This is a genomic window from Nocardia sp. NPDC052001 (assembly GCF_040680615.1).
Classification (GTDB): domain Bacteria; phylum Actinomycetota; class Actinomycetes; order Mycobacteriales; family Mycobacteriaceae; genus Nocardia.
Window position 1 is genome coordinate 102,233 of sequence record NZ_JBFAXC010000009.1, and the last position, 26,386, is coordinate 128,618.

The 26,386-nt window shown below is 64.2% G+C and carries 25 protein-coding genes and 2 pseudogenes; 15 read left to right on the plus strand and 12 right to left on the minus strand.

The genetic code is table 11. The features are described from left to right. Positions 1–44 precede the first annotated feature (44 nt). The 3 genes from mqo to AB0L82_RS33340 all read left to right on the plus strand — a co-directional run bounded on the left by mqo (position 45) and on the right by AB0L82_RS33340 (position 2,758). Complete coding sequence (gene mqo / locus AB0L82_RS33330; protein ID WP_364645503.1) at positions 45–1,541, plus strand: malate dehydrogenase (quinone); 1,497 nt, start codon at positions 45–47, stop codon at positions 1,539–1,541. A gap of 176 nt (positions 1,542–1,717) precedes the next feature. Next, positions 1,718–2,491: a MerR family transcriptional regulator gene (locus AB0L82_RS33335; RefSeq protein WP_364645506.1), complete on the plus strand. Its 774-nt coding sequence runs from the start codon at positions 1,718–1,720 to the stop codon at positions 2,489–2,491. A 39-nt stretch (positions 2,492–2,530) separates the two neighbouring features. Continuing rightward, positions 2,531–2,758 (plus strand): hypothetical protein, encoded by a 228-nt coding sequence (locus AB0L82_RS33340; protein ID WP_364645509.1) that lies wholly within the window; start codon positions 2,531–2,533, stop codon positions 2,756–2,758. A 633-nt stretch (positions 2,759–3,391) separates the two neighbouring features. Here the strand turns inward: AB0L82_RS33340 and AB0L82_RS33345 are convergent. The 3 genes from AB0L82_RS33345 to AB0L82_RS33355 all read right to left on the minus strand — a co-directional run bounded on the left by AB0L82_RS33345 (position 3,392) and on the right by AB0L82_RS33355 (position 5,417). After that, complete coding sequence (locus tag AB0L82_RS33345; RefSeq protein WP_364645512.1) at positions 3,392–4,126, minus strand: 3-keto-5-aminohexanoate cleavage protein; 735 nt, start codon at positions 4,124–4,126, stop codon at positions 3,392–3,394. A 376-nt stretch (positions 4,127–4,502) separates the two neighbouring features. Further along, positions 4,503–4,865 (minus strand): hypothetical protein, encoded by a 363-nt coding sequence (locus tag AB0L82_RS33350; protein ID WP_364645515.1) that lies wholly within the window; start codon positions 4,863–4,865, stop codon positions 4,503–4,505. A gap of 168 nt (positions 4,866–5,033) precedes the next feature. Continuing rightward, on the minus strand, positions 5,034–5,417 hold the full coding sequence (locus tag AB0L82_RS33355) for a hypothetical protein (RefSeq protein ID WP_364645518.1): 384 nt from the start codon (positions 5,415–5,417) through the stop codon (positions 5,034–5,036). Between the two features lie 160 nt (positions 5,418–5,577). On the opposite strand from AB0L82_RS33355, the gene AB0L82_RS33360 reads away from it, so the two are divergent. Further along, positions 5,578–6,357, plus strand: a complete 780-nt coding sequence (locus AB0L82_RS33360) for a helix-turn-helix domain-containing protein (RefSeq protein WP_364645521.1) — start codon at positions 5,578–5,580, stop codon at positions 6,355–6,357. Between the two features lie 11 nt (positions 6,358–6,368). Here the strand turns inward: AB0L82_RS33360 and AB0L82_RS33365 are convergent, their stop codons facing one another. Further along, a complete protein-coding gene (locus AB0L82_RS33365) occupies positions 6,369–7,070 on the minus strand; it encodes a haloacid dehalogenase-like hydrolase (protein ID WP_364645524.1) in 702 nt (233 codons plus the stop codon). 196 nt (positions 7,071–7,266) lie between these two features. Here AB0L82_RS33365 and AB0L82_RS33370 point away from each other — a divergent pair, with 196 nt between their 5' ends. Together AB0L82_RS33370 and AB0L82_RS33375 are read left to right on the plus strand one after the other, a co-directional pair. Then, positions 7,267–8,013 carry a DUF6879 family protein gene (locus AB0L82_RS33370; RefSeq protein ID WP_364645526.1) on the plus strand — a complete coding sequence of 249 codons (747 nt, stop codon included), beginning with the start codon at positions 7,267–7,269 and terminating at the stop codon, positions 8,011–8,013. A 2,203-nt stretch (positions 8,014–10,216) separates the two neighbouring features. Continuing rightward, positions 10,217–10,510: a MerR family transcriptional regulator gene (locus tag AB0L82_RS33375; RefSeq protein WP_364645958.1), complete on the plus strand. Its 294-nt coding sequence runs from the start codon at positions 10,217–10,219 to the stop codon at positions 10,508–10,510. 564 nt (positions 10,511–11,074) lie between these two features. Here AB0L82_RS33375 and AB0L82_RS33380 read toward each other — a convergent pair. Next, on the minus strand, positions 11,075–11,437 hold the full coding sequence (locus tag AB0L82_RS33380; protein ID WP_364645529.1) for a MerR family transcriptional regulator: 363 nt from the start codon (positions 11,435–11,437) through the stop codon (positions 11,075–11,077). A gap of 152 nt (positions 11,438–11,589) precedes the next feature. Between AB0L82_RS33380 and AB0L82_RS33385 the strand changes: the two genes are divergently transcribed. The 3 genes from AB0L82_RS33385 to AB0L82_RS33395 all read left to right on the plus strand — a co-directional run bounded on the left by AB0L82_RS33385 (position 11,590) and on the right by AB0L82_RS33395 (position 13,089). Beyond that, positions 11,590–12,024, plus strand: coding sequence for an HSP20 family small heat-shock protein (locus AB0L82_RS33385; RefSeq protein WP_364645532.1), 435 nt, complete (start codon positions 11,590–11,592; stop codon positions 12,022–12,024). Between the two features lie 596 nt (positions 12,025–12,620). After that, complete coding sequence (locus AB0L82_RS33390) at positions 12,621–12,764, plus strand: hypothetical protein (protein WP_364645535.1); 144 nt, start codon at positions 12,621–12,623, stop codon at positions 12,762–12,764. Then, the gene (locus AB0L82_RS33395) at positions 12,736–13,089 is read left to right on the plus strand and encodes a cold shock domain-containing protein (RefSeq protein ID WP_364645538.1); all 354 of its coding nucleotides are present in this window, start codon (positions 12,736–12,738) and stop codon (positions 13,087–13,089) included. Before AB0L82_RS33390 ends, AB0L82_RS33395 begins: the two co-directional genes overlap by 29 nt. 891 nt (positions 13,090–13,980) lie before the next feature. On the opposite strand, the gene AB0L82_RS33400 is transcribed toward AB0L82_RS33395, so the two are convergent. Both AB0L82_RS33400 and AB0L82_RS33405 read right to left on the minus strand, forming a co-directional pair. Further along, complete coding sequence (locus tag AB0L82_RS33400) at positions 13,981–14,637, minus strand: response regulator transcription factor (RefSeq protein WP_364645541.1); 657 nt, start codon at positions 14,635–14,637, stop codon at positions 13,981–13,983. Next, positions 14,634–15,773, minus strand: coding sequence for a histidine kinase (locus AB0L82_RS33405; RefSeq protein WP_364645544.1), 1,140 nt, complete (start codon positions 15,771–15,773; stop codon positions 14,634–14,636). The genes AB0L82_RS33400 and AB0L82_RS33405 overlap by 4 nt, the downstream gene beginning before the upstream one ends. Before the next feature lie 159 nt (positions 15,774–15,932). On the opposite strand from AB0L82_RS33405, the gene AB0L82_RS33410 reads away from it, so the two are divergent. Next, entirely contained in the window at positions 15,933–16,412 is a 480-nt protein-coding gene (locus AB0L82_RS33410) for a DUF6326 family protein (RefSeq protein ID WP_364645547.1), read from the plus strand. A gap of 55 nt (positions 16,413–16,467) precedes the next feature. After that, a complete protein-coding gene (locus AB0L82_RS33415) occupies positions 16,468–17,058 on the plus strand; it encodes a DUF4913 domain-containing protein (protein ID WP_364645961.1) in 591 nt (196 codons plus the stop codon). A 222-nt stretch (positions 17,059–17,280) separates the two neighbouring features. On the opposite strand, the pseudogene AB0L82_RS33420 reads toward AB0L82_RS33415, so the two are convergent. From AB0L82_RS33420 to AB0L82_RS33430, 3 genes and pseudogenes are all read right to left on the minus strand, one after another. Beyond that, positions 17,281–17,628, minus strand: a pseudogene (locus tag AB0L82_RS33420) (transposase); the annotation flags it as partial. Between the two features lie 304 nt (positions 17,629–17,932). Beyond that, entirely contained in the window at positions 17,933–18,478 is a 546-nt protein-coding gene (locus tag AB0L82_RS33425; protein WP_364645550.1) for a septation protein IspZ, read from the minus strand. Positions 18,479–18,528: 50 nt separating this feature from the next. Beyond that, on the minus strand, positions 18,529–19,362 hold the full coding sequence (locus AB0L82_RS33430; RefSeq protein WP_364645553.1) for an SAM-dependent methyltransferase: 834 nt from the start codon (positions 19,360–19,362) through the stop codon (positions 18,529–18,531). A 406-nt stretch (positions 19,363–19,768) separates the two neighbouring features. Between AB0L82_RS33430 and AB0L82_RS33435 the strand changes: the two genes are divergently transcribed. The 3 genes from AB0L82_RS33435 to AB0L82_RS33445 all read left to right on the plus strand — a co-directional run bounded on the left by AB0L82_RS33435 (position 19,769) and on the right by AB0L82_RS33445 (position 25,291). Beyond that, positions 19,769–22,711 (plus strand): BTAD domain-containing putative transcriptional regulator, encoded by a 2,943-nt coding sequence (locus tag AB0L82_RS33435; RefSeq protein ID WP_364645556.1) that lies wholly within the window; start codon positions 19,769–19,771, stop codon positions 22,709–22,711. A gap of 137 nt (positions 22,712–22,848) precedes the next feature. Continuing rightward, positions 22,849–23,706: a diacylglycerol kinase family protein gene (locus AB0L82_RS33440; protein WP_364645559.1), complete on the plus strand. Its 858-nt coding sequence runs from the start codon at positions 22,849–22,851 to the stop codon at positions 23,704–23,706. A gap of 91 nt (positions 23,707–23,797) precedes the next feature. Further along, entirely contained in the window at positions 23,798–25,291 is a 1,494-nt protein-coding gene (locus tag AB0L82_RS33445; RefSeq protein WP_364645562.1) for an aldehyde dehydrogenase family protein, read from the plus strand. Here the strand turns inward: AB0L82_RS33445 and AB0L82_RS33450 are convergent. Together AB0L82_RS33450 and AB0L82_RS33455 are read right to left on the minus strand one after the other, a co-directional pair. After that, a complete protein-coding gene (locus AB0L82_RS33450) occupies positions 25,219–25,725 on the minus strand; it encodes an IS3 family transposase (protein ID WP_364645565.1) in 507 nt (168 codons plus the stop codon). The two genes, AB0L82_RS33445 and AB0L82_RS33450, sit on opposite strands and share 73 nt — an antisense overlap. Positions 25,726–25,769: 44 nt before the next feature. Further along, positions 25,770–25,961: pseudogene (locus AB0L82_RS33455) on the minus strand (group II intron maturase-specific domain-containing protein); the annotation flags it as partial. Here AB0L82_RS33455 and AB0L82_RS33460 point away from each other — a divergent pair. After that, a complete protein-coding gene (locus tag AB0L82_RS33460) occupies positions 25,868–26,176 on the plus strand; it encodes a hypothetical protein (RefSeq protein WP_364645964.1) in 309 nt (102 codons plus the stop codon). The pseudogene AB0L82_RS33455 and the gene AB0L82_RS33460 overlap by 94 nt on opposite strands. Positions 26,177–26,386: the final 210 nt, after the last annotated feature.

Below are 26,386 nucleotides of genomic sequence, written 5' to 3' on the forward strand. Positions count from 1 at the left end.
GCGCGTGAGGATTCCCTCGATACAGCACCAAGGGGAGATCTCACATGCATTCAACACGTACCACTGATACGAAATCCGTTGCACCGGAGCAGATTCTCGATGTCGCGTTGATCGGAGGCGGCATCATGTCGGCCACGCTCGGCGCGCTACTCGCCAAGGTTCAACCCGACTGGTCGATGGCCATGTTCGAACGCCTCGATGTGATCGCCGCCGAGAGCTCCCACCCCTGGAACAATGCCGGCACCGGCCATGCCGGGCTCTGCGAACTGAACTACATGCCCGATCCTGGCGACTCAGCCAAAGCCGAGCAGATCAGCGAGTGGTTCCACGTGTCGCGGCAGTTCTGGACGGCGCTGGTGGCGGATGGCGACCTGCCCGACCCGGCCGCCTTCATCCATTCCGCCCCACACATGGATGTGGTTTTCGGTGACCGAGATGTGCGCTATCTACGACAGCGGTTTCAGACGCTGCGGTCGGTGCCGTTGTTCTCGGCAACGCAGTACTCCGAGGACCCCGCAGTGATCGCCGAGTGGGCACCGCTGCTGATGGCAGGCCGCGACCGCGGCGAGCCCATCGCCGCCACCCGCTACGCCGCAGGCACCGACGTCGACTTCGGCGCACTCACCGAAGGCTTGACCCGCGTCATGGTCGAGGTCGGCGCACACGTGCACCTGTCCCACGAAGTCACCGGACTGCACCGCGACCCCGAGGGCATCTGGACAATCACAGGCCGTAACCGTAAAGCCAAGCAGCCCTTCACCGTTCGTGCCCGATTCGTCTTCGTCGGCGCGGGCGGATACGCCCTCAAACTGCTGCAGAAAGCTCGCATCCCCGAAGTCCGCGGGTACGCGGTGTTCCCGTTCGGTGCGCAGTTCCTGCGCACCGACAACCCCGATGTGGTCGCACGTCACGACGCGAAGATCTACAGCCAAGCCGCGCTGGGTGCGCCACCGATGTCGGTGCCGCACCTGGACAAACGCATCGTCGACGGACAGGAATCACTACTGTTCGGTCCCTACGCCACCTTCAGCACCCGACTGCTCAAACACGGCCGACTCACCGACCTGTTCACCACACTGCGTCCCGGAAACCTCGCGGTCCTGCTCGCGGTCGGCCTGCAGAATCTGGGACTGGTGCGCTATCTGATCGGGCAGCTCCTTTCAACCCGCACCCGGAAATTCGCACAGCTGCAACGGTTCTACCCGAACGCGCACCCCGCGGACTGGCACCTGATCCAGGCCGGGCAACGCGCCCAACTGGTCAAACCAGACCCACGTACCATCGGTGTCCTGACCTTCGGCACCGAACTCGTCACCGGCGCCGAGGGAACAATCGCGGGACTTCTGGGTGCCTCACCCGGCGCCTCGACAGCGCCCGCTGTCATGACAGACCTGCTACAACGATGCTTCCCGCCGCACCGCGAGGAATGGGAGCCGATCCTGCGTGCGATGATGCCCGGCCTGGCCGCACCTGTCGGAACTGACCAGCAACGCGTCGACGACACCTACGGTCTCACCGCACAGGGTCTGGCATTGAGCTAGAACCGGCCAGTCGGCGCCCTGAAAGATCAGCGGGCTGAATGCCACTCGGCTTCTGGGAGTGCACTGGAATGCCGAATTTCGTACGGCTGAGGAGAACCTTCGGCGGAGCCCGCACGGTATACCGGGTGTTGTTCGCTGCTTGACCCTGACGTGGCGTGAGGGTGCATGGTGAAAGAGTGACTACTTCCGGAGGCTGGACAGTCGGACCGCTTGCCGAGGCCAGCGGTGTGACTGTGCGGACATTGCATCATTGGGATGCGATCGGTGTTCTGAGTCCGTCTCGGCGGACGCCCGGCGGATATCGGGAGTACACCGGAGAGGACCTCATCCGTCTGTATCAGGTTCTGGCGCTGCGTAGTTTGGGTTTGAGCCTGGAGTCGATCGTTGTCTGCCTGGATGCGGGCGTCGATTCGGCCCGGGTCGTCAGCGACCATCTGCGCGGTGTCGAGGCGTCCCTCGCGGCACTGGATGCGGTGCGGCGGAAACTGGTGCGGCTCGCCGCCGAATTGGCGACCGACCAGGGCGCGACACCCGAAACACTGCTGCAGGCGCTTGGTGCGCTCGGCGGTGCGAGCCCGGCGAGCGAGCAGGTACTGAACCGGCATCTGGATACCGATCAGATCCGACGACTCGATGCTCAGGCGACAGCGCTCGGTCCCGCGAAACACTATCTGCTGGAGATCGAATGGCCGGAGCTCTATCGCAGGGCTGATCGGCTCCGGCGAGAAGGGGTGGCTCCCGCTGACGACCGCGTTCGACGCCTGGCGCGCCGCATGGACGAGTTGAGCGCGCTGTTCACCGGCGCGGACGCCGGGGTCTCGGTGGGAGTTCGTAACGCCTGGCATGACAACCCCGCCGCCATGTCCGGCGATCCCGCCGTGCCCGCCGATGAGTGGCGAGCAGTTGCGGACTACCTCGACCGTGCGCGCCACGATCCCACCCGCGACTAACCCTCACCGAAATCCTGCGCTGTGCAAGGGAGTAACTCCATGAACCACCGAGTGCGCCTGTCCATCGCCATCGCTTCGATGCTGCCGATAGGACTGGGTGTCCTCATCTGCTGTCTGTTGGTCGCCGCGGGAACATCACCCGCCGGTGTGGTCTCGGCGCTGGCAATCGCTGTCGTGGTGCTGGGCATCTTCACCTATATCCGGCTATACCGGGCAACGCTCACTGCTCGACGCGGGCGACCCAGCGCCGATAACAGCAATCCGTGAGGAACGGTTCGGTCCGGCGAACGCAGCCTGAGGCTCGGCGACGGCGCCAACACCTACGATGCAGTCGATCTCTAGTCGGACCTTGTTGCTGCGACGGGCGAGATTGAGCAGAGGTAGGTGTAGCTGCGACGACTGCAACATAGAGGGAATGGGTTGCGGTCCTGGCGATTTGACCGTGCAGCTCGACCTGGTCCGGTGGATCTGGACTCGCAGCCACTGCTCATTCCAGGCGAATGCGTCATCTGGCCCTGACCGGATACCTCGCGCAACTCCGATACGCGCCGGCCGCATGGTGCGCTGACCGAACCAGGTCGTGCGGGTCGCACATCGACTTCTGTCGATCCTGGGCAGCGCGTGGACGTGGCGCGTGTTACCGGAGGAGTTCTTCTCCGAAATGATCACCGCGGTAAAGCAATTGGCGGCGCAGGGTGGGGACCGGCAATGCACAGCGGGTAGTTGATCGCCCCCACACAAGCGGGGTGCCTTGGAAAGTCAACGGGCGTCCCAGGCGGTGAGATGCGGCCACGTGGTCAGGGCTGAAAGATCAACGGGCCGAATGCAACTCGACTGGCGAACCGCTGATCGGCAGAATGCAGATTGAATACGGCGCTGGCGGGAGGACGGCACCGTCGGTTATCGGGACTGGCTGTCGGCCTGGCTGATGATGCGGTGGGCAGCTCGGATTAGGCTGGCATTGCTCTCGGCGGGGGACTGGTCGGGGTGGTGGAGCACATCTTCGAGACCGATCCGGGTATCCAGGCCGCGGGCGGCGGCCATGGACAGGATGGTCCAGGCGGCGTCGTCTTCTCCGTGGAGCAGGATCGGTACATCTGTCACCGCGCTGAGCGTGCCCAGGAGAGCGGCGGCTGTCTGTGGGGCGGTGGACGGGTCGGTGTCGGTGACTTCGGCCAACACACGCAGGACCTGGTGGGCATGGGGCCAGTTGAGGAATCGTGCGGCGGAATCGGTTCCGGACCAGATCCCGGCCTCGATCCCGATTCCCTTGGCCAGCAGCGTTTCCGCGATTGCGACCGCACCGTCCTCGTGCCAGTTCACCGAGGCGTGATCGGGCAGCACGGTCCATCCGCGCACGTGTGCGAGAAGCTGGTCGGCGTGCTGGGTGGTCCACGCGCCCGTAGTCACACCGACACGCACGCTCGGTGCCGCGGCACGCACCGCAGTCACCGCGGCGGCGACGTGCTCGGGCTCCACGGTGTCGTGTCCGGCGGCGTCCTTGGGGTGCAGATGAATATCCGCGGCTCCGGCGCGCACCGCGTCGCGGGCCGCTGCCGCCAGCTCGTCAGGTGTCACCGGAAGAGCGGCGAAGTCTTTTCGGGTTCGGGCACCGTTCAGGCATACCTGCAGCATGCGACCGAGTTTCTCAGATGAGTGAGACATCGATGGGCTCGGTGAGCGTGATCGGTTGTCTGGCAGGGCAACTCGCTCCTCGCCCGCAACCGCCCACATGTCGTCAATACGTCGCCGGCACCCCGGCAGGGTCTATCCCGCCACCCGCTGCGCCACCATCGCCACTTCGTTCAGGGAACGCGCGATCGCGGTAGCCACGTGGGCCGCGGTTGCCGGCGTCGCCGCCGCGATCGGCCCGGTGGTGGGCGGGTGGCTGCTCGACCTCGACCACGCCCCCCAACAACGCCGGTCTCGAAGTCCTCACCGGCACGCGAAAACGCGCACCTGAATACCGCCGGAGTCAGCTGATCGTGCTGGGAACGACCGAGCTAATACGTCATCGTTCGCCAGGTCCGGTCCAGGGTTGGATGATTCTCGGTGTGCCCTCGGGTTGTTCCTCGTTGTCGAGATAGATCGTGTACAGGCGTTGTTCGGCGAGCAGATACACATCTGGGCAGCCGTCGATATCGACGGGATCGATGTCGCCGAGGTGTGCCAGGTCGGGTACGAGCACGTACGAGGGGTCGTCGGTCCGCACAAGGGTTTCCAGGCGTTCGACCTGGTCAATCGATGGTGCTTCGGCGTAGGCGATAATCGTCAACTCGATGCCGAATCGTGTTGCGGTGTCCCACATCTGGTGTTCGATCTCCGAGCGCCGGTCACCGGCGAGGGTTTTGCTCACGTATCCGATTCCGCGCATGGTTGTCGCTCTCCACAATCTCAGGGGCGCAAGACCCCCGGGGCACGTACTGGTCGAGTAGGTAGTTGCGGTTGCCTGTATCAACCGAACCCCGGGGGTCATCGAGTGCTCAGTCCTGGATGCTGTCCCTGGACCACCTCCGTTTCTTCCCGAGCATCGTGCGGTGGCCTATCGCGGTTGGGCCTGGTGCGCCTGGGGGCGACGCGAGTCCAACGCGTCGTGAAGTTCCTTCTCCGACAACCGCAAACGCCACCGGTACCGCATCGCCGGATCAGCGGTCTGAAGCTCGGCGAACGCGGTCACATCCACCGAATCCCCGCCCAGGTGACCAAGATTCGGCGTAATCACGATCCCCGCATCCACCTTGCGGACAGTGTTGTACAGGGTTCGTAGGTGAGCGCCGTCCGAGTTGCCCAAAACAACGACGTCCGCGACCCGTAACCCGAGGTCGTGCGCCCGTTGGCGAGAGTGGTACTCCGTCCAATCCCGTTCGGTTTTGGTGGTCAACACACCCAGATTGATGTAGATCACGGCCTTCTCGGCCTGGTTCATGTCCGCCCCTTTCGCCGCTGGTTGGCAGTCCGAGCCCGAACCGTCCCTGATACGCCTGGTGTTGACGTTATGGAGCGCGAGAAGACGTAGAAACCGCGTGCTGGGGGCGTTGTGGGACGTATCCTCCGACAGGAAACGCCCCTAACGTCCCCGAAGGACCATGCCCAACGAGCGGCTCCGCGCCACGTTGCTTGACAGTGATTACGACGAGCGTTCGTTGGCGACTGAACTCGGCCTGGATCCCAAGAGCGTTCAACGCTGGATCACCCGAGAAGTCACGCCTCGGCGGAGTACTGCCCTCCGCGCTGCGAGAGTTCTCGGTGTCTCGCATTTATGGCTGTGGCCGAACTTGGAGATGGATAGACAAGCAGCTTCACAGGCTGAAATCGTGACGTTGTATCCGCACCGTTCGGAAGTTCCGAGACATCTCTGGCTGGATCTGCTCGCTACCGCAAGCAAGCGAATATGGCTCTACGCTAATGCAAGTCTGTTTCTTCCCGAGGACAACCCGGATTCGATAGAGATCCTCAGGCGAAAAGCAGAGAACGGCACTGAGGTTCGTATTCTAATGGCGGATCCGGACAGTGAACTGTGCGTAAGGCGAGGCGTAGAGGAACGGCTCTTCGAGGGGATACCTGCTCGCGTTAGAATGGCCCTGTCCTACTATGCTCCGCTGGTAGGCACTCCACGAATTGACTTCCGATTGCAGTCGGAAACCCTGTACAACTCGATCTTCGTCTATGACGATGAAATGTTGATAAATCAACCCGTCTACGGCATGTATGGATATATGGCCCCGATCCTCCATCTGCGCCGGATGGAGGGCGGAGACTTCTTCGAAATGTATGCACGAAGCTTTAATCGTGTCTGGGATGTATCAAAGGGGATTGAAGAATCGAACTTCTGGAAGCATCGCGCCGATCCCGTGGTTCGAAACTAAGGGTCGAGAATTTAATTCTGAAAACTCTTGATGGCCGCAATGATATTTTGAGTATTTCTCAGATCGGGCCAGACGATATCCGCACCTGCGGCATCAAGTTCTTCGACGCTGTCGGAGCCGGAGGCTACGGCGATCACGTGAGCACCACCAATTCTTCCTGCCTGGACATCCCGAGTTGTGTCTCCGATTACCACAGTATTGGCGCTGTCGAACCTGACATCGAACTTCGCTGATGCCCGCTGCTGCGCGACGGCGACCAGTTGCGACCGGACATCGTGGTCGGAGCCGTATCCTCCTACCTCGAAGTCTATGAAGCCATCTAGGTCAAATGCTGACAGTTTAGTGATCGCATTTGGCTTGATATTTCCTGTGAGTACGGATTGAATAATTCCTTCGGTGGATTGAAGTGCGGCTAGCGCTGCACGCGCTCCGGGCAGCTCGTGGCCTCGGGCGCGTAATTTATCCGCATTGGAGGCGGTTGCGGAATCGAGAACTTCAAGCATTTGAGACTCGAATGAAGGGGTCGGTTCTATTCCGTGGTCAAGGAGCATGTTCCGCATGACTACCGGCTCGGTACGTCCATCGGTTCGAGCGCGATGCACCGCGGGGCATCCGGTCAACCGCTCGAACGCCAGTCGGTATATCTCCTTGTTTACGCCGTTGTTCTCCGTCAATGTGTGGTCGATGTCCCACAAGACGAGTACGTCACCCATGGCTCGGAATCCTACCGGAGTAAGCAACCGGATCGGAAATATCAGATATGGTTACACCAATTTGATCTTAAGAAGAGAGGGGAGCCCGGCCGTTCCCTAGGCTAGGGGTGAGGCTTAAGTGAAAATTTCTCACTAACCAGTTTTCAATATCTGATCGAAAATCCTACTGATGTCGATTGTCTCATTTTCAATGACAATGAATCTGACCGAATGTCTGCGCGTCACTCTTTGGCGGTTCCCGATTTTTGTGGACTATTTCGAATTCTCTGTTGAAGGTTCCGGTGATCATTGGTCGATCTCTTCACGGGGAAATTTGTATTTCTGCGATGCCGGAGAGATGGTAATATCCAGAGTTGCAACGGTTTTGTCCACTTACGAAACCGCCATCGCGGTGCCGAAAGAGGAAGGACCTACGACGGAAATGCTGCTAGTGCAGGGTGACGCGTTCAACAACTTGTTTCACGAGGCGAAACGTGAAGCATTCCACCTCGAAGTCAGAGATGACTACTATCCCGCGGACTATCCTCCTTTGGTCCGCTTCCTCAATGGCGAGCCGGACAGCTACGACTGGTTCCAGCCTTGGTTGAACCAGGTCCGGGGGACCACAGGTCGAGGTGTGGCAGTGAACAGGGCACGGGTAGTTACGGTGCCGCACAACGACTACACCCGCTACGCGAAGCACGTGGCTCGCCTCAATGTGGAGGCTGGTGAAGACGTCCGGTACCTACCCCGCCACATGATCGCGGTTGACGACCTGACCACAGACGACTGGTGGCTGTTCGATGACTCGGTTGTGTCGTTCACAGTGTTCGAGCCCGGTCCGAATGGACGTTGGGTAGGCGGCGCTGTGACAACCGATCCCGCGATCGTCGAATACGTCCGCACCGTCAAGAATCGGGTGTGGTCCCTGTCGATTCCGCTGTCGGAGTACGGCGAACCGTGACAGGTTCGCTCAATCAAGCTAGAGAAGCTCTCGGGGTCAGGGGGGCTGCTGCAGGGGTAGGTGACAACCTGGCCTGCCCTACTCTTGGGGTTCCAGGTTCGGTGACTAACTGGCGGCCTTCGCGAGAGGCTGATCGACATGCTACGTCCCTGTCCTGCCGACTTCCGAGCGCGAGCGGTCGCACTGGTGCGCGCGGGCAAACCCGCGAACAGACGGCCGTCAAACGGGGGATCCGTCCGGTGACACTGTCGAAGTGGTTGCGCCAGGACGACATTGATCGAGGACTACGACTGGACAAGTCCTCGACCGAGTCACCCGAGCTCCGCGCTGCGCGACGCGCGAATTCGGGATGATCTGGAGGATGCGGTGACCGCTCTCATGGGGCGTCAGCGCATTCTTTATCAACGCGATGGTGGGCGACCTGGGAAAGGCTGCGAAGGGGAGGCCACCTCTCGCACACCCATACCTCTGGTAGCGGAGGTGGTTCTGCCTCCAGTTCCACCGGATACGCCCGGGCAGGGCGGCCCGGACGCCACTCGGAGATCGTGACGTCCGGGCCGCGCAGATCCGAGAGGGTCCCGTGCGCGGGCGCTGCGCCCCGGGTCGGTGCACAGTCGAGCCACCGACCATCTCGGGCGCCGGGGGTGCGTTGACGCGCACAGGAGTGGTTTCACCGCCGGGACCTACCGGCGCTGCCCCGCCGGCGAACCAAGTATGAAACACGCACATTCCGACGGGGGTGAAAACCGTGTGCTGAGGGGCAGGCCGGGCCAATCCGCGCACGGTCCCCCCAAGCTGTGTCACGTCTGTCAACCCGGGTGAAAAACTGTGCGGTACAACTACTTTGATCACGCAGCCGATGCCATCATGTTGTTGTGAACACGTCGAGCTGTCGAGTGCCCCCGGAAAGGAGTAGATCATGCACGGCACGCGACAGTGGATCAGGTTGTCCTCGATTCAGGTGCGTTGGTCCGAAGCCGATGCCGCATTCGTGGCGCGCTCGGATCAGTTTCCCGGCCTGATCCACACCGATCCGTTCTCCTCGCTGGCCGCGATGGAGGGACTCGTGGATGCGATCGAACGCTCCATCGCCGGAACTGGGCCCGGTGCGACCCGTCCACCACCGGTGAGGCGGTGTGGCAGTGCGCGGCCCGTCGCGCCTCGGCGCGATCGCCACCAGACCTCCGCACGATCGATTCGCCGGAGGGGGTGAGCAATGAACGAGTTGATGTGGGCACCCGGTCCCAACGGTCAGGCCGGTGACAACTGGAACGAACCGGTCAACGCTGACGACGACGACGGGCAGGACGACCGGGCACAGCCGCGGCGGCGGTGAGCCCTGATCGATGAGGACCGAAGGGCGGGACAGCAGTGGCTTGCCCTTCGGCTCGTCACCCGATCAGCCAGATGCGACCGGCGAACCGCTCGACGAGCGAAAACTGTAGAAGCCGTGGTCTTTTGCCACATTCGCCGACAGGATCCCTCCGGATAGCGCACCCCGCGCGGATCGGTGCCCGCGAATTCACTACAAGAAATCTCGATACGTGTCGACACCGCCGGTGAGGGACAGGGTGTGAACGAAGCAGGGCGAATCTGCGAGCGCTGCTCGATCAGATACTGACCCGCTACGGCAGCGTTGATGCCTTCGGCGCGCAGCTGTACCTGCTACTGGACTACTCCACCACCGAACTGCCGATCCTGGTCGAGGACCGTCGCGGTGCAGGCAGGCGCCGGCTGCTCCACGCGTGCTGAAGTGCAGGCATATCGCCCCACTGGGCGAGGCGGCTTCCCGTCCCCAACTCACCAGAAAAACTGTAGTCGCGGGTATAGACATAGCGGCATCGTGCATGTAGGTTCAATCTTGTTGAGAATGAAGAAAGATCCTGAGGGCGCGGGAGGCGACGAACTGCCCGCGAAGTCGATGGGACGGGGACCGCATATGCGAGAACGACTTCGCTGCGGTCCCCGAGCAGGACAGCAGTACGAGGAATAGCAAGAAACAGTAAGTACGCGACCGGCGACCCGCGCCTATCTTCCCGGCGGGCCCACTGATTCCCCCCGCTTCGGTGGGACGGTCGCATCCACCCGGACCCCGGTGCCGCACTCGCGGCACCGGGGTCCTTGTCCTGTAAAGGAACACATGCCCCCTGACCAGCACACCGGTACCGAAAAATTCGACGACGAGGACTACCCCGCCTACACAATGGGCCGCGCCGCGGAAATGCTCGAGGTCACCCCGGCGTTCCTGCGGAGCCTGGACGAGGCACGACTGCTGACTCCCCAGCGCTCCGAAGGCGGGCACCGCCGCTATTCGCGCTATCAACTCCGCCTGGCCGCGCGCGTGCGCGAACTCATCGATCAGGGCACGCCCTTGGACGCGGCGTGCCGCATCATTATCCTCGAAGATCAACTCGCCGAAGCCCTTCGGCTCAACGCCGAACTTGCCGGCGCCGACAACTCGGCCGACAACTCATCCGCGCCTGCCGGGCGGCCGTAGAACACGCGCCGAACCGGCCTGGCTGGTCCTGGCTCGGGTGCGGTATCGAGCTGGCGCACACCAGCTTCCAATGATCGGGAGGCCAGGGCGCCACCGCGGGTAGGGCAGCTCGGTGTGATGTCACGATTTCGGGCCCCGGCGCTGTGTGCGCCGGGGCCCGAAATCGATCGAGTCAAAGGGTCGGATTCAATGGTTTTCTATCGATTTCCGGCCGTTGAGGCCGGTGACATGCACCCTGTCCGCTCGTGCCGACACGGACGCGTGATACGTGGATGTCTACTCGTGGAACACCTCCCGGCTCGTAGTTTCGCTGCCGTGCCCGGCTTTCGGGGCGCGGTGTCGCCGGCGGGTCACTGTGGGCGACTTCCGGCGCGTCGTGCGGTGTTTCCGGTTCCCTCCAGCAGTACTACCTATTGCCATGGTCTTTCATTCGCCGGAGGGAACCGGGCGTACAACCAAACGTCCAGCCGCAGCGTGTTCGGCTTCCTGCTACGACCTCTTGCAACTTCTTATCTTCCGAACGAGAGAGACGGTACAACGATAATCGAGGATTGTCTACACCCGTCACTGAAGATTTTTTCGGGCGTTCATCGGTCGTCCGGGGGTGTGCGCGCTGCCGGTACCGGCGCGAAGCCGATCTCGTTCATTGGTCAGCGCGGTGTTGGCGTCCTCCAGGTCCAGGATGCGTCCGATACCGGCGAGATTGACCCCCTGTCCCGCCAGGTCGGTGATACGCCGCAGGCGCACCAGATCGTCGGCGCTGTAGCGGCGGGTACCGCCTGTGCTGCGCGTGGGGGTGATCAGGCCGTGCTGCTCGTATAGGCGCAGGGTCTGCACCCCGATTCCGGCCAGTTCCGCGGCCACGGAGATCGCGTACACCCCCTGACCCGAGCGGGGCAGATGTGTGCCCTCGGGCTGTGAACGCATGGGCACTCCTCCTGGTCAACCAACTGGCAGAGATTATCTCCTGCTAAGTCTTGCACTCTCCTCAGCAAAATGCTATCTAATATCTATGCCAGATGGCATAGGTTATCTGGTGAAGCGACTACCGAGAATGGAGTGAGTTGGAGGTGGCGACCATGCTGATGCGCACTGATCCCTTCCGTGACCTGGATCGTCTGACGCAGCAGGTGTTCGGCACCGCGGCCCGACCCGCGGCGATGCCGATGGACGCCTGGCGAGAGGATGATCAGTTCCTGGTCGAATTCGACCTGCCGGGCATCGATCCCGAGTCCCTGGATCTGGATGTGGAACGCAACGTGGTGACCGTGCGGGCCGCGCGCCCTGAACTCGATCCCGGTCGGCCCATGCTGGCGGCCGAACGACCACGCGGCGTCTTCAGTCGCCAACTGGTGCTGGGCGAAAGCCTCGATACCGAGCAGATCCGCGCCGACTACCGCGACGGAGTCCTACGGTTGTCGATTCCGGTGGCCGAGAAGGCCAAACCCAGAAAGATCGAGATCGCCCGTCCCGCACCCGAATCCGAATCCGAACGCCAGGCCATCAACGCCTGACCCACAGCCCCGCCGGCTCTTCACCTCATAGGAGGTCCGGTGATGCACACCAGCACTACCCGAGAGCACGAGCCCTGGTACCTCGATCCACGTCTGCTGGCGCTGGACCCCGACGTGGCCGAACTGTTCGCCGAGGTCCGGGACATCCTGCACCAGGCTCACAACCGGGTGCCGCGCAGACCGATCGCGGCACCGGGGCGCCGGTACACCGACACCGTCCGCGAGTTCGCCCCGCAGAGCGCTCGCGGGCGGCGGCCCCCGTCGATGCCCGGCACTGGGCGCGGCCCGCCTGGTCGGCCGCAACCCCACCGCACACCACGATGCACCCCAGTCGTGAAAGCGAGGTGATGGCTGTCCCGAGTACTACACGCACACCATCGAGGGCGCGACACCACCGGTTCTGATCCCCACCACAGCGCGCACAGCGGACCCCTCGCGGTCCACGCGCACGGCCACCCGGTGGCACAACGAGTCCGGGGACCGCGCCCTCACGGGTATCAACACAGCATCAAGTTCGATCCACTCGTTCCACACGGTGGGCCCGACTAGCCGGGCCCACCTCTGGTCCCCTTGTTCCATGAGAGGAGCGATCGCAAATGAGCACCGGTGCGACCGCCGACGAGCTCGACCCCGCCCACGCACACCACCCGGCGCCGCCGGAGCCCACCCCCGTCCACGATCGGACCGACGGAATCGATCACGCCCATGCCGATGACGACTACTACTGCCTCGCCTACTGACTACACCCGCGACCGTGCCCCTGACCGCTGGCAACACGCGCGGGTGGCCTGGTTCGACGGCGAAAAAGGGTTCGGATTCCTGACCCCCGACGCCGGGCCCGCAGTGTTCCTGGACTATCAGGTGATCGAGGTCCCCGGCTACAAAACCCTCACCGCCGGCCAGCACGTCATCTACACCGCCACCGACACCCCACGCGGGCCCGAGGCCACTCGCGTGGTGCCCTACCCGCGCACCAGCACCACTCCTGCCCCCGCGCAGACACCCCGGATCCGCAGTCAGCGCACTCCCCGACACCGGTGCCGCGCCCCGCGCCGCGCGGCCTGAACACCCATCCGCCCGATCGGACAGATTCGTGAGCACCAGAACCTCTCCCGATACCGACCGCACACTCACCCACCCCGACCCGGACCCGGATCCACCGGTGGTGCACTGGCCCGACCCCAGCCCGCTCCGCCCCTGGTGGGACACCATCATGGGACCGGCGATGCCCGCCCCGCCCGCTGCCCCACGGTCCCCCGCACCGTGTCACCCCCACGCCCGGAACCCGCACGTGCGCCGACGCGGACCCGCCGGTCTCAGCCCGGCCCGCTAACCCCACACCGGCGGCGGGAAACGTTCACCGCTCAACGAGGCGGCGCCACACGAAGGCCGAATCCGATTGCCGCGCAACACCTCACAACAGGTGAGACAACGAGTAGGCCCCGGCGAATTACAGACAGAACATCCTAATGACTACCGTCCACGCACCGGGCTATTTTGTAAGCGATTATCTGCGGGGTTGCGGGTTCGCTCGACCCATCGAGCGGTACCCCTTCAGCCGATCGTTGTTCGGTGAATCAGCCAGCGAGGTAGGCGAATTCGTCGATCGGCGCCGAGTTCGTCACAGCTCGCTCGATTTCCCGCCCAACCGTACGACACGCCGTTTCGCTCACCTGCTCGCATCACGCCTTGGAAGTCGAACCTGATTTTGCCGACGACAACGCCCACGTGACGAGCTCTTCGTAGCTGATCTTGCCGTTCTTGTCGCGGTCTGCCTCCTGACCGAAGACGACTCCGGGCTTACCGGATTGTGCGTCCAGCTCCTTCAGAAGGTTTTGCACCTCAGCGACATCGAGGTACTGAGGTTCCCCCGCTAACCCGGAGAGCGTGGTCTATCCCCGGGTTTTTCGGAGCCGAGATGATGCAGGAAAAGCTGTACTCCGAACCCGTGACGGTTCAATCGGCTCTCACGCGTCGGGTGTCGTATGCCCACATCGCGATCTCGACGCGATTGCGGGCTCCGAGCTTGGTCAGCAACGATGCGACGTGGGTCTTGACCGTGCTCAGGCCGATGAAGAGCTCGGTGGCGATCTCGGCGTTGGTCCGGCCCCGTGCCACCAGCGCGAGTACCTGTTCTTCGCGTTCGGTGAGCGGGTCGATGGGCTGGAGCGGTACCACCGGTGCCTGGTCGGCGAAGGTCGCCAGCAGGCGACGGGTGACGTTGGGGGCGATCAATGCGTCTCCGTTCGCCGCCGCGTGGACGGCCTGCACGAGGAGCTCCGGACCGGCGTCTTTGAGCAGGAAGCCGCGGGCGCCTGCGCGTAGTGCGCCCAGGACGTACTCGTCGAGATCGAAGGTGGTGATCACGACGACGGCCATCGGGTCCGTGACGCCCGGCCCGGCCAGGCGCCTTGCTACCTCGATGCCGTCGAGCTCGGGCATCCGGATGTCGACGAGGAGGACATCGGGTCGCAGCCGGTTCGCAAGGTCGAGTGCTGCGAGCCCGTCGGCTGCCTCCCCTACAACCTCGACGTCGGGTTGCGCGCCGAGGATCATCACCAGTCCGGTCCGAATCAGGTCCTGGTCGTCGGCTACGACCACACGGATAGTCATGTCCGCGCCCGCACCGGTAGCACCGCCTCGACCACCCAGCCGCCTTCGGACCCCGGCCCCGCGGTGAGCGATCCGCCGAGGAGTTGGGTGCGTTCTGCCATGCCCAGCAGGCCGAACCCGGGCTCCGGGACTGGCCCCGGCTCAATCCGTCCATCGTCAGTGACACGCAGCCTGACGACGGCACCCGCTTGGCGTACGTCGATCCCGATGTGGGTTGCGTTCCGGGCGTGCCGTACGGCGTTGGTCAGCGCCTCCTGCGCGAGCCGGTAGAGCGCGGCGTCCACGGGTCGTGCCAGTCGGGTCAGCGAATCACCTAGTGAGACTTGGATATTGAGTTCCGTATCGGCGCGTGCCAGCGCGGGTAGGTCCGCGACTCCGCGCTGCGGTGAGTACGCGACGGCTTCCTCCTCGCGCAGCACCCGCACCATGGATCGCATCTCCGTGAGGGTTCGCGATGCTTCAGCCTCGATCGTGGCCAGTACCTCGACAGCCTTCTCCGGCTGGACGCCGGCGACCACGCGACCGGCCTGAGCCTGCACCGCGATGGCCGAGACATGGTGGGCGACAATGTCGTGCAGTTCGCGCGCCAGCGCCACCCGCTCCTGATTGCGGATCTCGCGCCGTTGCCGCTGCCAGAGGTCCGCGCGGTAACGGAACACCGCCGCGAGGGCGACGATCAGCAGTACGAGGACGCTTCCACCGAAAATATCGGCCCCACCCGCGGAAGAGGCGTACATCCCCAGCGTGACGACGACTGCCACGAACACAGTCCCCGCGACTATCTCTCGCCCCGAGCCCCACCGCACCAGGGAGTAGAGCAGGATCAGGATGGCCATCATGGAGTAGAGGCCGAGATCCCCACCGTGCGTGGTCAATTGGAGGATCGAGAGCAGTCCGGCGACACTCCATCCGATCAGGGCGGCAACCAGGGGGCGGCCTCGCCGCCAGAGCAGAGCGGGTACAAGCGCCAGGCCGAGCACCGCCACCAGGGGTCGCCAGGCCAACCCCGGCCGAACGATGCTCTCGACCGCGACCGCCACGGCGAACACACCCACCAGCAGCCAGTCACGACGCCCGACGGGTGGGGCGTCAGCAGGCCGCGGCTCATGCCAGAGGGGGCGCCGGACAGTGATCACGGCTCCAGCTTAGGGATCGGCGCACCTGGGTGTACCAGCCGAAAGGACGAGAAACGGATCATGCCATCGGCCAGGTGAATTCCGGCCTCCGGGCGGGTGTGCCCAGCGCCGTGCTCAGCGATCGTGGACCGAACGATCCGCAACACAACGGAGCCCACGATGAGCACACCCCGAACCAGCACCGCACTGACAGATCAGCCGATCCCGGTGCGAACCAAGCTCGCCGCTGCCTGGACGAGCTTCATGTTTCTGTACGCATACGTCGACATTCTCAACTTCTTCACCCCCGGCGCCGTCCAGGACATCCTGGACGGCAAGGTCTTCGAATTCGCTCTCTCCCAGACCTTTTCAACCACCGCGCTCACCCTCATGGCCGTCCCGATCTTCATGATTCTGCTGTCGATGACGCTGCCCGCCAGGACGAGCCGCATCGCGAACCTCATCGTGGCGTCGATCTACGTTCCCGTCACCGTATTCAACCTGGCGGGCGCCTCATGGCTGTACTTCTACGGCCTCGGCGTCGTTCTGGAATTGATCCTTCTCGCGCTCATCGTGCGATACGCCTGGACTTGGCCCCGCACCGCACCCTCGGCGGCCGGCCCGGACAGTGAAACCGTTCGCGCTCAGCAGCAAGTGTGACCCCATGAGCAGCGCTGACCTTGTTGGAAACCCACCACGCCATGTCGACGCCCATATGCGGGTTATCCTCGATGCCGCGAACGGGCCGCTGCATCGCTGTACGCGTGCCAAACACACAGCATTACAGTCTCTTTCCGCTGATCCGGTCCCGTCGGGTTGGTTCGGCGCGCCACGGCGAGCGTCCGCTGGGGACGGTGCCGACAAAGCGCGCAAGCGCAGACCGCCACGATTCACGCACTACTCGGACTTCGTAGGCCAGTGGCTCCTGCCGGTGACTGGGGTACGCGTCGCAGCGAATCACCGTGAGGGCCAGTACACCTGGTGTCGACAGTGGTGGGCGCACCACGGTGTGGCGGTGAGGTTCGCCGCGCTGCACGCGGTATTCGAAGCAGCCCGTGTCGCCGACGATGGAGCTGCGATGAGTACCCTGTTCGTTTCGCACACCGACCCGCATATGCGGGTCATTCTCGATGCGGCGCAGGGTCCGCTGCATCGATGCGCACCTGACCATCATGTGCCACAGCCTGGTCTTCCTGTCAGTTCGGTGCCGACAGGCTGGTTCAGGTCTGTGGGTAGTTCGCTGCCTGTCGACGAACTGGGCTTCGGCCCAGACTTTCGGCCCTTTCGAAACAACAGCGCGGGCTGACAGCTTGCGCTGGCTATGCCGAGTTGGTTATGAAGTGGGGACAGCAAAACCGCTGGTTCCCAACGTTTCCCGTCGTGACCTATCAATCCGCCATCGGCGCAGGTAGACGTCACAGTCGGTTCCCGACGATTCCCAGCGCTGCCCCGTCACTGCCCAACAAACTGCGGGGTCTGTCCAGATAACGGCTCTGGCTCACTTTCGGTGGTGGTTGAGCCAGCGAGGTCAGGCCAGCAGGATTCGGTGCAGGAGTAGGTCGAATCCCGCTCGACCGTACATTTGTCGTTTGATCAGTGTGGTTTTCGTGTTGACGCCTTCGATCGGGCCGCTGCTGTAGGGCAGGGTCAGACCCGTGACGACGGCGTCATGATCCTGATCAACGCCGGTGAGGAACGGTTCGAGCTCGATGAGACCGGCCGCTCGGACCTGTTTGATCCAGCAGTCGATGTCGATGCCGCGCCGGTTGGCCATGATCTGAGCGAACTCGTGCACGAGAGCGGTCAGTTCGGGGCAGGCGGCCAGCAGTTCGTCGAGCTGGGCGCGATGTTGATCGGGCAGATCGGTCGGGCGGGTGCCGCCCTGCTGCAGCGCGACTTTGGGCTTAGTTACAGTGATGCACTGTAACTAATTAGCGTCTGGTGCCAACTCGTCCTGTCGAGTGACGAGGCCGAAACGGCACCGGTTTTAGGCGGAGGCGCACGAAAAATGCCGTGCTGGGGTCGATTTCGCGCGCCAATGAGTCCCGGCCCGGTTCCGCAAGGTCGACGGCGACTAGTTCGCGGCGATCCGACGCCATGACGGGCGCAGTCAGCCCATGGTCGAGGACCGATCGCGTTCTCGACACCAGTGTCTGTCGACGATCACGCCGAGGGTGCCCTCATGCACCGGCTTCGCCCGATTGGCGGTGTCGGCGCAGCCAGATCGACAGCACCGAGGCGAAAGTCGCGGTCAGGCACGCCGGACCGACAAGCCGGTATACGACCCATACTGCGGTCGAGAAACCGTAGGCGACAACTATATTGATGACACCTAGGGTCACCAGATGAGCGATGGTGATCGTTTGCAGGCGCGACCAGGTCGCCGCAGGCACACTGATCCACTTTCCCAGCGCGCCGTGCATGACGTTCGCACCCCACCCCAGGTGCGAGGCGAGCAGCACGCCCGCGCACAACCAATAGAACGCGCTCGGCCGCAGCTTGAAGAAAATCGGGTCCTGGAACAGCAGTGTGACGCCGCCGAGACCGATGGTGAGGAGCAGGCCGACCCATTGCCAACGTGACGGGCGCTCGCCCAGCGCCAAGGTCGCGAGCATTTCCACGGTGACTCCGACCATCATCACCACCGTGGCCGCCAAGATACCCCAGCGGAGGAAGGTCAGACCGAACGCCGCCAACAACGCAACGTTAAAGCCCCACTTCATCATTCGTGGCGCTGGCATCTCCGGCAGTCGACCCCGCCGTTTGCTCGTCGACCTCACCGACCGGTGTGACCTGCTCGCAACACATGACCGCCCACCAAGTCCTCGGCCGGGTTGTCCGGAGCGAACCGTTCGATCATCGCGGACCAGTCCAGATCCTCGATCTCGTCGAATCCTAGTTCTTTCAACAGCACCGCGAACTCCGGTGCGGTGAACAGCGACAACCAGGGTTCGCCCAGCTCGGTCATGACCCGGCTGAGCGCCGCCACGATCGGCTGATTGCGTTCGGGCAGTGCGGAAATCGGTTCGCTGTAGTCGATCACCACTTGTGCCGACGCGCGATGGCGAGCGATGAACTCCAGTGTGGACCGGACGCCGCCCGGGGTCAGGTACACAAGAACACCCAGCCAGACGAAGAACGTTGGTACGTTCTCGTCGAAACCGGCGGCCGCCAAACCCTCGGCCAGCGTCTCGGTCTCGAAATCGACTGGAACAAAACGTAATTCCGAGGGAACAGCGATCCGGGCGTCGGTGAGCAGCTGCCGCTTCCATTGTTGGGTGGCGGGGTGGTCGACCTCGAAGACACGCAGCTGTGCGCCGCTGTTGCGCAAGCCGAAAGTATCGAGGCCCGCGCCCAGCACCACGACCTGCCGATACTCGGAGGCGCGTTGAGCGAACGCGTCTTCGGCGAAACGATGCCGCATCGCCAGGAACAAGCGCGCTTCCGACGGAATGCCATCGCCGTCGGCGGCTCCGGCGATCTTGTCTGCGGCATCCGCGACCGATGCTGCCATCGGGTCGGCGAAGATCAGAGGCTGATCGGCTGTCTGGTGGAATGCCCGCGCCCGGGCGGCTCCCAGTGCGGTCCGGCTCGGCTGGCCATTCTGCATGAAATGAACTCCTCTCCGGCGACCGATGGCTTGATCGCCCAGCCGCGAACGCGAGTGTATGGACCTGCGCGGCAAGGAAAATCATCCTCGAGGACGATGCAAGGATGATCTTCTCCTGGCGTAGTCAGCGCGCGTTGCGGTGCCGGGCCTGACGTCGCTGTCTGCCCGGGCCTGGTCCGGGGGTTCTGTGTTCACCTCCTCACGATCGCCGCCTTGGTTGAATTACCGCTGAACGTGCACTCAACAAGGTCGAAACCGCAGGTCGGCTCGTTCGCCGGCGGGTGGTGGGCGGCTTGGGAATCCACGTGAACGGCCAGGTGGTGGTGAATGGGCACCACACGTCCACGGTTTTCGGGCGCCGAAAGTTCGTAGGATGGGTCATCCTATGTTCGATACTGAAAGACCAATGGACACCCCGGAACTGAGTTTCACCGTGCTGGGCCAGGTCACCGTGCGCCGCGGTAGCTCGGCCGCGGTGTCGGAACGCCCGCGGACCCAGGCGGTACTGGCCGCGCTGTTGTTTGCCGAGAGCAGACCGCTGACCGCCGCCCAATTGGTGGACGCGGTCTGGGGTGCGGAGCTGCCCACCGATGCTGTCGCCTCCCTGCGCTCGCATGTGCGGTTGCTACGCAAACTCATCGAGCCCGACCGCACTCCCCGCACCGCCGCCTCGATCCTCGTGTCGGTTGGTGATGGATACGAACTGCGCGTCCCACGCGCCGCGTTGGACGCACACCGAGCCGAGATCCTGGTCGGCGCTGCCGAAACTGCCCGGGCGACAGGGGAGTTCGTGCAGGCACACGGGCTGTTGGTCCGCGCGCTCGACCTGTGGCGCGGCGAGGTGCTCGCCGGGGTTCCGGGGCCGCACGCCGCCCAGCAGCGGCGGCGCCTGTCCGAACTGCGGGTGAGCCTGCTCGAATCCCGCCTGGAACTCGACCTGCGAGTGGGTCGCCATGATCAGGTGGTGGGCGAGCTCGCCTCCGCCAGCGCTGAATTCCCGCTGCGCGAGCGCCTGCGCGGACAATTGATGACGGCCTTGTACCACTGTGGTCGCCGCAGTGAGGCGCTGGCGGTGTACACCGAGACCCGCGGGATGCTCGTCCAGGAGCTGGGCATCGAACCCGGTCCGGAATTGACGGCTCTGCACCGCGCCATCCTCGACGACGACCTCCCGTCGGCCGCGGCTCTGCTCGGTCCGGTCGCCGCCGTTTCCGTTGTACCCGTCGAAGCGCGCCCTGCGCAGTTGCCTAGGGGCATCGCGGATTTCACCGGGCGTGACGCAATGGTGCGCGAATTGTGCGAAATAGTAACCGGATTCGGTGGTTCTCCGCCCGTCGTGGTAATCACGGGAATGGGCGGCGTGGGTAAGACGACGCTGGCCATTCATATCGCCCGCGAGGTACGGGCCCGGTTTCCCGAAGGTCAGCTCTACGCCGACCTGCGAGGTATGGACGACCGGCCGACCGAGCCGGCGGCGGTGTTGGCATCGTTCCTGCGCGCGCTGGCCGTCCCGGACAGCGACATTCCACCGACCGCGGCCGAACGAGCTGGGCTGCTGCGGCGGCTACTGACCGGGCGGCGGGTGCTTCTGGTGCTCGACAACGCCAGCAACCTCGAACAGGTGGTGCCGCTGTTACCTGGTGAGCCGGGATGCGCGGTCGTGATCACCAGCCGTGCGGTGCTTCTGCCGGTGCCGGACGCCACGATCCGCCATTTGGATGTCCTCTTGGACAGTGAAGCGCGAAACCTGTTGAGCCGCATCATCGGGGCACAGCGCACCGCTGCGGAGCCGGCGGCCACACAATCCATCGTCGAGGCGTGCGCCCGCCTACCGCTGGCAATCCGGATCATCGGAGCGCGCCTGGCGGCGCGGCCACACTGGAGTGTCGCCGCGGTCGCGGGGAGACTGGCCGATGAACGTCGGCGGCTGTCCGAACTGCGCAGTGGTGAGCTTGCCGTGGACGCCTGTTTCAGTGTCGGGTATCGGCTCCTCGATTCGGCCAACGCGCGAGCCTTCGTCATGCTCGCGGTGCCATCCGTGCCGGACCTTCCGCTTGCCGCCGCGGCCGCGATTCTCGGCGTCGACGACAATGCGGCGTCGGGTATCTGTGATTCGCTGGTCGATCTCGGTTTACTGCGATCCACCGCACCTGATCGTTACAGCTACCACGACTTGTTGCGCCTGTTCGCCAGGGACACGGCGCCGGACAGCGACCGGGAACAGATCCTGGCCCGTCTCCTGGACTTCTACCTGGCCACAGCGAAAAACGTGACGCGCCACCGCAATCCGGGACACCATCTCGACTATGTACCGGCAACGACCCATCCCGGGCGGCCGATCTCCACTGAAGTCGAGGCGCAGTCGTGGCTCGACGCCGAACGCGCGACCCTGATCGCGTTGCATCGTCAAATCGCCATGGACCACCCCGGCCTCCTGCCCATGACCGTCGATGTCGCGTTATTGGTCGCCACCGGCATCGACGCCTCCGCAGAGTCCGGGCAGCTCGCCGGGGTATTCCGGCACATGCTCGCCGTCACCGAGCGACTCGGCGATCGGGACAGCGAAGTGCGGGTTCGCCTGGTGCTCGGGCTGGTGCTCGCCATCGATCTGGGTCGCGGCGAGGATGCGGTGACCGTGCTCGAACCGGCACGGAAAGTGCTGCGCGCCAACGGGAAAAGCATGCTGCTCGGCTTCGTCGAGCATGTCCTGGGGGCCGCTGCGCTGAGCGTCGGGAACATCGTCGACGCGATCACCCATAACGGCGCCGCGGCCGAGATCTTCCATGACCTGGGCGATGCCGCCTGGGAGGGATGGGCGTGCGCCACTCTCGCTGACAGGTGCGGCGACATCGCGCAATGGGATCGGGCCGCCGAGACCGCTCAGCGGGCATTGCAATTGGCCGACGACCTGGGCGGGGCGCCTTTCGACTCCTTGGCGCTCGGTCAATTGGGCCGCGCCGCGCTATGTCGCGACAACGACCCGGAGCGGGCCATGGCGCTGTGTGCGGAGGCGGTGCGGGTGGCCCGGATACACGACCGCCGACTGTATTTGGGCTGGGCCCTGTATCGGCTCGCCGAAGTCGGCCTCTACTGCGGTCGTTTTACCGCAGCCGAAGCCGCCGCAGCCGAAGCCGTCCGGATTCTCACCGATGCGACCGACCCCATCCGGCGCGACCACGCTGTGCACTTCCAAGCCTCAGCGGTGGCCGCGCAGGGGCGTGCTGCGGAGGCGGCGGAACTCGGCGCGTGCCTCGCGGAATCCTCGGATCTGGTCAGCCGTACGCTGCCTCGCCCGGATCTGTTCTCCGCCGATTCCGCAGCACCGGAGGTCGAACGGGTGCGGCTGTAACTCTCCGAGCTGCTGTCCGGGAGCGCCGGTAGCGCCAGGTCAGGACGCTGTTGATTCCTGGCTCAACGGATGCTCGAGCAGGTTGCGCACGATCGGATCGACCACCACGTCGGACCATCCGATCGGAGTTCTACGCCATGAGCCCCTTGCCAGTTCCTCGCGCGATAGCCGGCGTCGCGTCCCTCGATCTGCTCACCTATCCCTGCTCGGAGTGGGGGCTAGGGTTACGCGAGACGGTGTGGGCCGCGAATTACCTTGCCGAGCGAGGTGTTCGAGTGCGGCAATTGCGCGGCGCCTCGTTCGAGAGTTCGATCCAGCTGTTGCGCGAGCGCTTTGCCGGACCTCATCGACCGGACGCCCTGGTCTGTGTCGGCGGCGATGATCTGATCGCGGTAGCGCTGCAGGCGACCGCACCCAGCGGCACACCGTTGGGGCTGTTGCCGATCGGACCGGTGAACCGACTGGCTGCCACACTGGGCCTTCCGCGGCACGACCTACGGGCGGCGGCCGAGATCGCGCTCGCAGGCAAGCTGCGCCGGATCGACCTCGGCCTGATCGAATCCAGTTCCGGTACAACAACTCCGATTCCACCCAGCTGGTTTGCCACCGTGGTGCACGCCGGTATCGGCGGCGCGGGCGCCGACCGCAACCACCGCACGTGGTCGCTCGCCGGGCGCCTGCGCCCGGCGAGCCGTGGCACCGGGCTCAGCGCTCGGCCGTTTCGGCTCGACATGGCCTGTGCGGATGGCGCGTGCGTGAACGCGGTCGAAACCGAAGGTGTGCAGGTGAGCGTCGGCCGCGCCGGGAACGGCGGCGCACGAGCCGACGATGGACAGCTCGAGGTCGCGCTGACCGGTGCGGCGATTCGCTACCGCACCACGGCGGTTGCGCTCCGGGCACCGGGAGTCGGTGTGACGGTGGACGGGACGCCTCTGGGTCAGTTGCCGGTCACCATCCGCGCCGTCGCGGCGGCCCAGTCCGTCGTGGTTCCATGAGCTTGCCGACCGGCTGCGCCCGGGAACGGAGCCCACCGTCATTCCTGCTCCGTATGCCTTCGAAACCCGAACAAGAACAAGGACTTCCACTATGTCTGCCATCGCGCAGCCGGAGACACTGACCTCGACCGACCCCGCCACCGGCGCGGCCCTGGCCACCTATCGGGTCGACAGCGAAGCCGCCGTACGTGCGGCCATCGCCACTGCCCGCGCGGCCGCCGCTACCTGGGGTGAGCTCAGCTTCGATGTCCGCAGCAAGCATCTACGACGCTGGTCCAGCCTGCTGGTCGCGAAATCCGACGAACTATGCGACCTCATCCACGCCGAGACCGGCAAGCCACGCGCAGACGCCTTCCTGGAACTGCTGCTGGCCCTCGAACACACCGCGTGGGCCGCGAAGAACGCCGCTCGGGTGCTGCGCCCGAAGAAGGTACGGACCGGAGCGTTGATGGCCAACTTCTCCGCCGTTGTCGAGCAGCGGCCACTGGGTGTGGTCGGCGTGATCGGCCCCTGGAACTACCCGTTGTACACGCCGAACGGATCCATCGCCTACGCCCTGGCCGCCGGGAACACCGTCGTATTCAAGCCCAGTGAGTACACCACCGGCGTCGGCAATCTGCTCGCGGCCACCTTTGCGGAAGCGAATCCGGAACTGCCCGAAGGTGTCTTCGCCACAGTGAACGGTTACGGCGCGACCGGCGCGGCGCTGGTCGGCGGCGGCGTGGACAAGATCGCCTTCACGGGTTCGACCCGTACGGGTAAGCGGATCATGGCCGCGGCCGCAGACACCCTGACGCCGGTGCTACTGGAGTGCGGTGGCAAGGACGCGGTCATCGTCGCCGCCGACGCCGATCTTGCGGCGGCTGCCGACGCCGTCGCCTTCGGCGCGACCAGCAACAGCGGTCAGACGTGTATCGGAGTCGAACGCGTCTATGTCCACAGGTCCGTCGCCGAGCAGTTCCTGGCCGAACTCACCACAGTGCTGCAATCGGTGCGACCCGGTACCGGCCAAGGTGCCTCGTACGGACCGATGACCCTGCCCAGCCAGCTCGCGGTCGTGCGTCGGCACATCGAGGACGCGCTGGCCCACGGCGGCAAAGCCGTTCTCGGCGGCCTTGATTCGGTTCGTGCGCCGTACGTCGATCCGGTTGTGTTGGTCGATGTCGACGAGAGCTCCACTGCGGTGTGTGAAGAGACCTTCGGTCCGACCATTACCGTGAGCACCGTCGACAGCATCGACGATGCGGTCCGCCTGGCCAACACCAGTGGATACGGCCTCGGCTCGGCTGTATTCTCACGCCGGTACGGCCGCACGATCGCCCGCCGACTGCGAGTCGGCGCCACCTCGGTGAACTCGGTCGCAGGCTTCGCCGCGATCCCCGCCCTGCCGTTCGGCGGAGTCGGCGACTCCGGCATCGGCCGAATCCATGGTGACGCAGGCCTGCTGGAGTTCTCGCGCGCGCATTCGATTGCCGTACAACGCTTTTCGATTCCTGGCGCGGAACTGCTGTCCTACCGTCGCACCGAGCGCACACTGCGGTTGTTGGAGACGATCGTACGGCTGGTACACGGTCGCGCGCGTTGACTCGGTCGAGTCGACGACAAGTCACAGACGGCGCGAAGTCGAGGTTCCTGCGGTTTCCCGGGCTGGTTGGCTGTGCTGATTATGCCGCCGCTCGGGAGGCGGTGTGGGCTTGTTCGTAGGCGACGGGACTGAGCATGGCGGTTTTTCGAGTGCCGTCGAACGGGGATGTAGAAGGTTTCGATGTAGTCGGAGATAGCAGTGGCCAACTCCTTCCTCGTCGACCACGATCTGGTGTCGAGTAGCTCCAATTGCAGTGTGCCGAAGAAGCTTTCGGCCACGGAGTTGTCGAAAAAGTCTCCGATCGAACCCATCGATCCGAGTAGCCCGGCCCCGCGTAGGCGTTGCCCGAAAACCCAACTGGTGTACTGGGCGGTTCCGCGATCGGAATGGGCAATGGCTTGCCTGGGCCCGGGCAGGCGCCGCCATCGGGCCATGTCCAAGGCGTCGTGTGCATGCCCAGCCCGAAGTGTCGTTTGCGGAGCCAGCCGACGACCCGCCAATACGCGTAGTGGTCCATGTAGCCGAAGGTCCGCGACGACACCCCGTGGGGGAAATAATTGCACCAGCCCCGGAAATCTGGGCCCGGTTCCGTCAGTACGCGCCTACGCCGATTTCTCCGCGCGGTACGTGCGCGACCACCCCGGTCGGTTGATCGCCGGGTACGAGTTATACACGATTGCGGCACGGCACCCGCAGTTGCAACCTGCGGCACGGAGATTCGATGCCATGCTGTACGAGACCGTTTCGCAGTGGAGTGCGGACGAAACCGCTTGCAATAACCTGCTTGCGGTATGGGATGGCCTTTTCGTCCGAATGCCTCTCGGCATACCGACGAGCGCGGACCTTATTGAGCAGATGCTCGAGCGTGCCCTCGGTCGACGATGAACGACCCCTCGCGGCCCGGCCCGCTGCGTTCATGAGAGCCCGACTGCGTCCTTATCACGTCGAGCAGTGCATCTGGCACCCACATGGTGATTGACCATTGTTGGGATGTGTTGGGGCGCTCAATATTTAATGGGGGGGGTCGATGTGCTGATCGTGGGGACTGAGGGTCCTGTTGCCGCATCTGTGCGGTCTGGTGGTCGGTGCGGCCCG